At 35.3% G+C, this 7,539-nt stretch carries 6 protein-coding genes; 4 read left to right on the top strand and 2 right to left on the bottom strand.

The features are described from left to right. Positions 1-203, bottom strand: a 203-nt coding sequence (locus BLR79_RS01790; RefSeq protein WP_143338753.1) for a helix-turn-helix domain-containing protein, incomplete at its 3' end; no start/stop codon positions are given. A 272-nt stretch (positions 204-475) separates the two neighbouring features. Between BLR79_RS01790 and BLR79_RS01785 the strand changes: the two genes are divergently transcribed. Together BLR79_RS01785 and BLR79_RS01780 are read left to right on the top strand one after the other, a co-directional pair. Continuing rightward, a complete protein-coding gene (locus BLR79_RS01785; protein ID WP_092084277.1) occupies positions 476-895 on the top strand; it encodes a hypothetical protein in 420 nt (139 codons plus the stop codon). A gap of 17 nt (positions 896-912) precedes the next feature. Continuing rightward, positions 913-1,566, top strand: coding sequence for an endolytic transglycosylase MltG (locus tag BLR79_RS01780; RefSeq protein ID WP_092084275.1), 654 nt, complete (start codon positions 913-915; stop codon positions 1,564-1,566). Positions 1,567-1,660: 94 nt separating this feature from the next. Here the strand turns inward: BLR79_RS01780 and BLR79_RS01775 are convergent, their stop codons facing one another. Further along, positions 1,661-3,775: a peptidoglycan D,D-transpeptidase FtsI family protein gene (locus tag BLR79_RS01775; RefSeq protein ID WP_092084273.1), complete on the bottom strand. Its 2,115-nt coding sequence runs from the start codon at positions 3,773-3,775 to the stop codon at positions 1,661-1,663. A gap of 230 nt (positions 3,776-4,005) precedes the next feature. Here BLR79_RS01775 and BLR79_RS01770 point away from each other — a divergent pair, with 230 nt between their 5' ends. Then, complete coding sequence (locus BLR79_RS01770) at positions 4,006-6,642, top strand: YfhO family protein (protein ID WP_092084271.1); 2,637 nt, start codon at positions 4,006-4,008, stop codon at positions 6,640-6,642. Between the two features lie 25 nt (positions 6,643-6,667). Further along, positions 6,668-7,492 (top strand): DUF1189 family protein, encoded by an 825-nt coding sequence (locus BLR79_RS01765; RefSeq protein WP_159427559.1) that lies wholly within the window; start codon positions 6,668-6,670, stop codon positions 7,490-7,492. Positions 7,493-7,539: the final 47 nt, after the last annotated feature.

Genomic DNA, 7,539 nt, shown 5'->3' with positions numbered 1-7,539 from the left:
GTATGTTGGTTTGGATGACTGTGAGGACGGCGACTTTTGTTACGTAAGCTATCCCACGTCTTATCGTAACGCTTGCGCCAACGTTGGACATTTTGACGACTTGTGCCATAACGACGGGCTGCTTTGGCGTTATTATCATATTTTTCCGCATACTCAACAACTTTTTGCCTATATCGCATTTCTTCTGTTATAATTGACTTCATGGGGAGCTTCCTTTCACACTATGGTTTTTATTTTGTCTAGATATAGTGTACCAGAAGCTCCTCTTTTTTTTATGTTTTTGTGTCACATATGTATGATACCCTTACACAACTCGGTAAAAAAATAGTCTATTTGTTCTCTTTTTATTCAGTATGATTATTATTTACATTAAGTCTCAGTGTTAAAGAAGTTTAATGAAAACGTAACTTACTCGATAGTTGAAAGTTTGGCTAGCTTTGATAAAATAGAAAGTATACAAGAAAGAGGTGCCTATATGGATATTTGGATTTTAGTTATCGCACTTTTAGTTATTGCGATTATTTTATTTATTCTCTCTATTTACGCTAAAGAGGAATCAATTGATTACGATGAACATTTTCGAGAAATCACTAATAACCAGTCGCAAGAACTACAAGCCATTAAAGCTCGTCTAGCTGAATTAGAAAACCAATACGATACGCCTACTTACACATCAAGTATGGAGCCAATTGATTCTTTTCCAGTCTATGAAGAAGAATCAACAGAGTCTGTTGGAGAATTAGTGACTGATTTTAATGATATTACAGACATTACACGTGACCATATTATCGAACTTTATACACAAGGCTATACAATGCAAGAGATTGCTTTTGAAGCGAATGTAAATGTTCCTGTTGTACAATATGTGGTCGACGATTACATTGAGAATCGTTAAGAAAGGATGGTGTTTTAATGAATAAAAACACACTTCGTACATTGGCCTTAGGTTTTTTAAGTTCAGCTATTCTCACCGGTCTTTATGCAACCTTCGTTCAAGGAAATGTCCCTGTACGTGGCGTGAGTGTTAATTCAGTGCTAAATAGTCAATCTAACACAAATGAATTAACGAGCCAGTACGAAAGCGATTTAGCTTCTTTAAAAGAAGAAAACCAATCCCTTATGTCTTTAAATGAAGATTACGCTAAATCAATGACAGAGTTAGAAAGTGCTCAAAATGAATCCATTCAGCGAACTGAAACGGCTATGATCGCTTCAGAAAATGAATCAACTTCAACTGAGGACGAAACGAATACATTGGACGAGTCTTCATCGACTGTTGATGAAGAAGATTCAATGACTTCCGAAATCCATGAAGATCCTTCTTTAGATGTCGATCCGAACTCGATTGTGGACTTTACCATTAGTCCAGGGGATACTTCTACAGATATTGCCTATCGTTTAGAAGAAGCTGGGATCATCTCATCGGCTCAAGAGTTGCAAGATCTGTTTGAGTATTGGGATTTAGAAACGGTCCTCCAAGATGGAACTTATGAACTACATCCTGGAATGAGTATCCATGAAGTAGCTGAAGTTCTTACACACTACACTTATTATTACTATGAATAAGCAAATGAATCTATCCTACTAAAATGTGGGATAGATTTTTTTGTACAAAAAAATCCACCTACCGTGATAAAGAATCATAGTAGATGGATAACTATTATTGTACTGGTGTAAAAGTTTTCATATAGTTTTCAATACTTGCTTTTGTATCAGATTTCATTTCAAAGTAAGCATTCATTGCCTCATGGGCAATTAAGGTACTCTCGCGTCCCCACGCAGATTCATCTAAATAAGGTACAACCACACTAATAGCGATCTCAGGATTATCAAAGGGAGCATATCCTACAAAGGTTGCGTTTGTTACTGGTTGATTAGCTGCATATTGAATCGGACCAGCATAAAACGCTTCGGCAGTTCCCGTTTTGGCTCCTACTTCAATTGGATAGTTTTGGAAGTAGTAACGTGCCGTACCTTCTCCACCATAGGCTACTTGACGCATCCCTTCTTGAATACGATTCATCGCTTCTGGTTCCAGACCGATAACGTTCATAATGTGAGGATGTAAAGAAGCTTTAACGCCTCCCAATTCTCCATTAACGTCGGTTCCGCGAATTTCTTTAACAAGACGTGGTGAGTAGCGTACTCCGTCACTGGCAATAGTGCTTACAAATTGAGCGAGTTGAAGGGGCGTATATAAGTCGAACTGTCCATAAGATAAGTCTAGTGCATTAACCAATTGATCACTTTCAGGACTAAATCCAGAAGTCTCGTTTGGTATATCTATACCTGTTTGTGTTCCTAAACCGAATTGAGCAAAGTTTTGACGTAAAATTTGAATAGTTTCATCACTAATACTCAATTTTCCATCTTGCTCATAAGTGGTCTGTCCTCCAATAGCCATAGCTAGTTTAATCATATAAATGTTAGATGATTTTTCTAGCGCTTCAATATCGTCAATGGATACCTTTCCAGTTCGGTTGAAAGCTGATGTCTTTTCAGCAGATGCTTGGAATTTCATCGGTTCATCCACAATTACGTTATTTGTGGGAGTAATAATATTTTCTAAATATCCCATCGCGACCATGGCCGGCTTAATACTTGATCCCATTCCATAACTGGTATTAATAGCTCCTAAAGCATCGTCGATGATTTTTTCGGTATTGTAAGAATCCGTATCTTCGTTATATTCATAGCGTTTACCTGCAATGCCCAATACATCTCCTGTTTGGGGATTCATTGCGACAATATACACTCGGTCATTGAGTCCTTTATTATTCATTTCTTTTAAATTACGTTCAGCGATTTCTTCTAACTTTTCTTGGAATTCACTATCAATAGTTAGAACTAGGTTATCTCCTTTGCTGCCTTCGTAAATCATTTGGTTATCAATAATATCATCATCATTATCTGTAATGACATTATAAATTGATTTTGAACCTCGTAATGAGTCTTCATATTGTTTTTCTAAATAACTAATTCCTACTCTGTCATTACGAGCGTATCCTTGGGCAAGAAGTTTTGTCATATCTTCTTTTGGTAAGCCTCGTTTTTCGGTAGAGACTTGACCTAAAATTGAACGTAACATTTCTTTTTTAGGGTATACTCGTTGCCAATCGGTTCCTACGCTAATACCGGGCAGATGCCCTAGATGTTCACTGACCCTTGCAACTTCTTCAGGTGTTACGTTTTTATTTTTAACTGTAACAGTTGATAAAGCAAAGGCACTATTCATTCGCTGAAATAACGCAATAATTTTCTTTTCAGCGTCACTATATTGAATATCCTCATCGGTTACCGCATCTAATTGATGTTGGTAGAGCTCGCTTCCAGGTAGTTGGCGCTGCTCTTTTGTTAGACGTTGGTTGACTTCATCCGTATTGGAGACAACAAAATATTCCTTTAGATCTCGGTTTGTTAAATCTTCAATCGGTATATCAATTAATGAAGCTAATTCACGAGCGATATTAGCGATATCTTCTGGCGCTACGCGCGAGTCTCCATCTCTTGTATAGAGAATAGCTAATTCTGGGTGGTTACCTACTAAAACGCGTCCTTTACTGTCATACATCATTCCTCGAGGTACGGCCCCCGTTGAACGTGTAGAGACGGTTTGTTCCACTAAGTTTTTAAAATACTGACCTTGATACAGTTGTAAATGAGCTAATCTAGCAAATAAAGCGATAAAAGCTAGAAAAGTTACAAAAAAGACAATATTTAAACGAAATGGAATATGTGAACGATTACTTTTTTTATTTGTTCGAATTCTTCTCATTTAATCCCTCACTTTTTATTGCTTAAACGCATCTTTTAGTATATCAAATTTAGTCTGTATTTTGTATGGATTTAATAAAACTTTATTTTATCTTGAGCATGAAGTTATTTGAAAATTCTGTTATGATAATGATCGTACAAATAACATGTGATTAAAATTCAACGGTTTTAATGCGTGCTAGGTTTCTAGATCACCTTATGATCTAAATATATTTAAAGGAAGTTATATGAATGCTACAACGTTTTAAACCTTATTTATTTAACGCTCTTGTTACGTCAATCATCGCATTGAGTTTAGCTATTTTCTTGGGAGTAACTCCATTTGGTCATAGTTCAATGCTTACCATTGATTTGAGTCAACAGTATGTTGATTTCTTTAGTTTATTTAAAGACACCTTACTTCACCATCCTGAAAAATTTCTTTATTCATTTGAGAAAGGTTTCGGCGGTGAGATGATTGGTCTATGGGCTTATTATTTGATGAGTCCATTTAACTTTATGTTACTTTTATTTAAAGATGTAAATTTAGTCCACGCGGTGACGATAATGACTTATTTGAAAATCGTCGCAGCAAGTAGCACCATGTTTTATTTTATTCGTCATAAATACCCCATGAGTGTTTTAAACACCACACTTTTTGCGAACTGCTATGCATTTATGAACTACATTATGATCTACATGTTAAATATTATGTGGCTTGATGGAATGATCTTACTCCCATTAATTGCTTTAGGATTAGATCGTATCATCACTCATCGTTCTGGTAAGCTCTATGTTTTATCTTTAAGTTTACTGTTTATCGCTAATTATTACATTGGCTATATGGTCGCTTTATTTTTAGCGATGTATGCTTTTTATGTTATTTCTGAATACTCTTCATTTAAACAATGGAAAGCAGTGGCCACTCAATATGCAACGTTTGTTGGTTATTCCCTCGTTTCAGCTCTTTTATCCGGCATTATGCTTATTCCGACTTTTACATCTCTTTTAGATAATAAAGCTTCCCATATGAAAACGGGATCGTTAAGTTGGGAAACTGTTTATAATCTGAAAGATGTTTTATCAAAAATTTTTATTGCTAGCTATACGTCGGATGAAATCTCAAAAGGTTCACCTAACTTTTATGCAGGTATTATTATCTTTGCCTTATTAGGGTTTTACTATGCCAACCGTAAAATTAATTGGCAAGAAAAAATGGTCACAGGATTTATGGCAGTGATGTTTTATCTACCGTTTCACTTTGAGTTTTTTGACAAACTATGGCACGGTGGACAATTCCCTATTTGGTATCCATTTAGATTTTCATTTACTTTGTCATTTATGCTAATTATTTTAGCAATTAAGGGATATCGTTCCCTTCCGAAAATCATTCCATTACCTTGGATTTTTGCTTCCATTGCTGTTTTTGCATCCATTTGTTTTTATTATGTTTGGGACGTTGAATTTGAATATGTAACGTTTATGAACATTTCTTTAACTTTAGCCTTTTTCCTTGGATACATTATCTTAGTTCAAATCGATACATCCAAACCAATGATTCAACAATCAATTTTATTATTATTAGTGTGTGTTGAGCTATTTACAAACGCTGCATTTATTTTACAAGAAATGAATTATTTACCGACCCATAAGTTTCAAGATTATGTCACTATTTTAAATCAAGCGGTCGAACCTTATGCACCAACGTCTGACGAATTTTACCGCGTCCATACAACGTTCCAGCGAACTAAAAATGAAGCGATGTTCGTTCACGTTCCTGGACTTGATCATTTTGGATCAACGATTGAAGCAGTGTCTCCTAAGCTATACGGTTATTTAGGATTCCCCGATACAAATGGATCAATCAATTATACTAATGGAACCTTTTTTACCGATGACTTTTTTGATGTGAGATATTTTGTTGCTCCTTCAAGTGATACGATTGCTAATACAAAAGATGAAGAATATTTATTATTCCCAACTTCAGAAAAAATGGACTTGTACCACTATTCTGTCGTAGAAAATCAACCGCGTTATACCGTAAGAGAAAATAAACAGCGTCTCGGGTTTGCTAGCGAAGTATCTAAAGAAATTTTAACAGCTGAGTTTCAAAACCATCAACCAATCCAAAACCAAGAGTTACTGTTAAGTCTTATTTTCCCTAATAACTCTACTGAATTTTTCAAAGAAGTGCCGATGGGCGAGATGGAATTGACCAATGCGGAAATTATTAATAATGGTGATGGCGATTTCTATACTTATCAAAAAATTGACGCTAAAAAGCCTGCTTTTGTCGATGTGCCATTTAGTACAACAACAGGAAATACTTATTACTTTACTCTTCCAAGTCAATGGAACAGTAAAAATATTGCCGCTAAATTAAATGGGCACAAGTATCGTATTACGATGCCATATCGCACGCGCCAAGTAGCTAATGCATCTTATCGTCGTATTATGGCCGATCAAAAATTAACGATTGAGCTATTAAAAGAAGAGATGAAAGCAAATAAAGTATATTTATATGAATTTGACCAAGATCGCTATGATCAATTAATTGCTCAAAAACAACCTACTCGCTTTAATGTCACCCATTGGAATCACCGATCGATTAAAGGAAAAGGTATTATGGAAGGAGACGATCACTACTTATTGTTAACCGTTCCTAATGACCACAGTTGGCACTTCAAAGTAAATGATCAGCCTGTTCAAGCTGAATCGGTCTTAAACGACACTTTAATGGCAGTTCCCGTACCTAAAGGCGAATATACGTTGAAGATGACTTATTTCCCTTATAGTTTAGTCTATGGAGCTATCAGTACTTTAATTGGTGCCATCGCTTTTGCGATTATTTTGTATTATGAGCGCAAAAACGGTATAATCAATCATTAGAAAATTAATTTAAAGGATGTTCATTTTGAAACGACTTTTACTTATTATTAAACACGGTCTCAATGACCCTCGTTATTTTATTGATAGTTTAAACTTATCGTTCAAGCAATTAATGCCTCTACGCCTTTTAGCCATCACTATTATTGCGCTAACAATGACTGTTAATTCTAGCAATCTTATTCAAGAAATGGTTACTGGCGTTGAGGGATCTGCCGAACACGTCCCTACTTACCAAATAGAAAATGGCAAACTTCATTTAGAAGAGCCGGCTTTATATTACCAAACAGACTTTTTCCAATTAATAGTAGACGACGAAGCTTTTTTAACTCAAGAAGGAATTAAAATTCCTACTAAACGAGCAACCGCCGTCAGTTCAAGCCAACCGATATCTTTATTCATTTTGAATAACGGAGTGTCTGTAAGTTTATTGAATCAACCTTACCGAATCGCTGGTGGATTAGACTACTTTAAAGATAATAAACAACTAGCTTACTTTCTCCAGTCTGTTTACAAACAGCAGCCTCAAATGTACGCTATTTTATTTATTAGCCAATGGATTGTAACTATTGGTGTTTATTGGTTATTTATCGTCTTTACTGCTTGGTTAGCTCAAATATTTAACTTACGCCTCACTCAACCTATTCAATTTAAAAACCGAGTGAAGTTAGTAACAACAATTTCTTTTATTCCTATCATTGCTGTTTGCGTTCTTCAAATGATTTTCCCTTCATTTATGTATGGTTTTCATGCAGTCGTGATCGCAACGCTTTATATTATGTATCAGGCTTTAAAAAGTCATACTGAGTTTTTAAAGAAAATTATGTCATTTATTGAAAAGCAAGATCTTTAAAGCAAAAATCCGTCAACTTCTATTTTTTGTAAGTTGACGGATTTTTT

Source organism: Dolosicoccus paucivorans (assembly GCF_900100125.1).
Classification (GTDB): domain Bacteria; phylum Bacillota; class Bacilli; order Lactobacillales; family Aerococcaceae; genus Dolosicoccus; species Dolosicoccus paucivorans.
The sequence above is the reverse complement of the archived record's forward strand: the minus strand, read 5'-3'. Positions and strand labels throughout refer to the sequence as shown.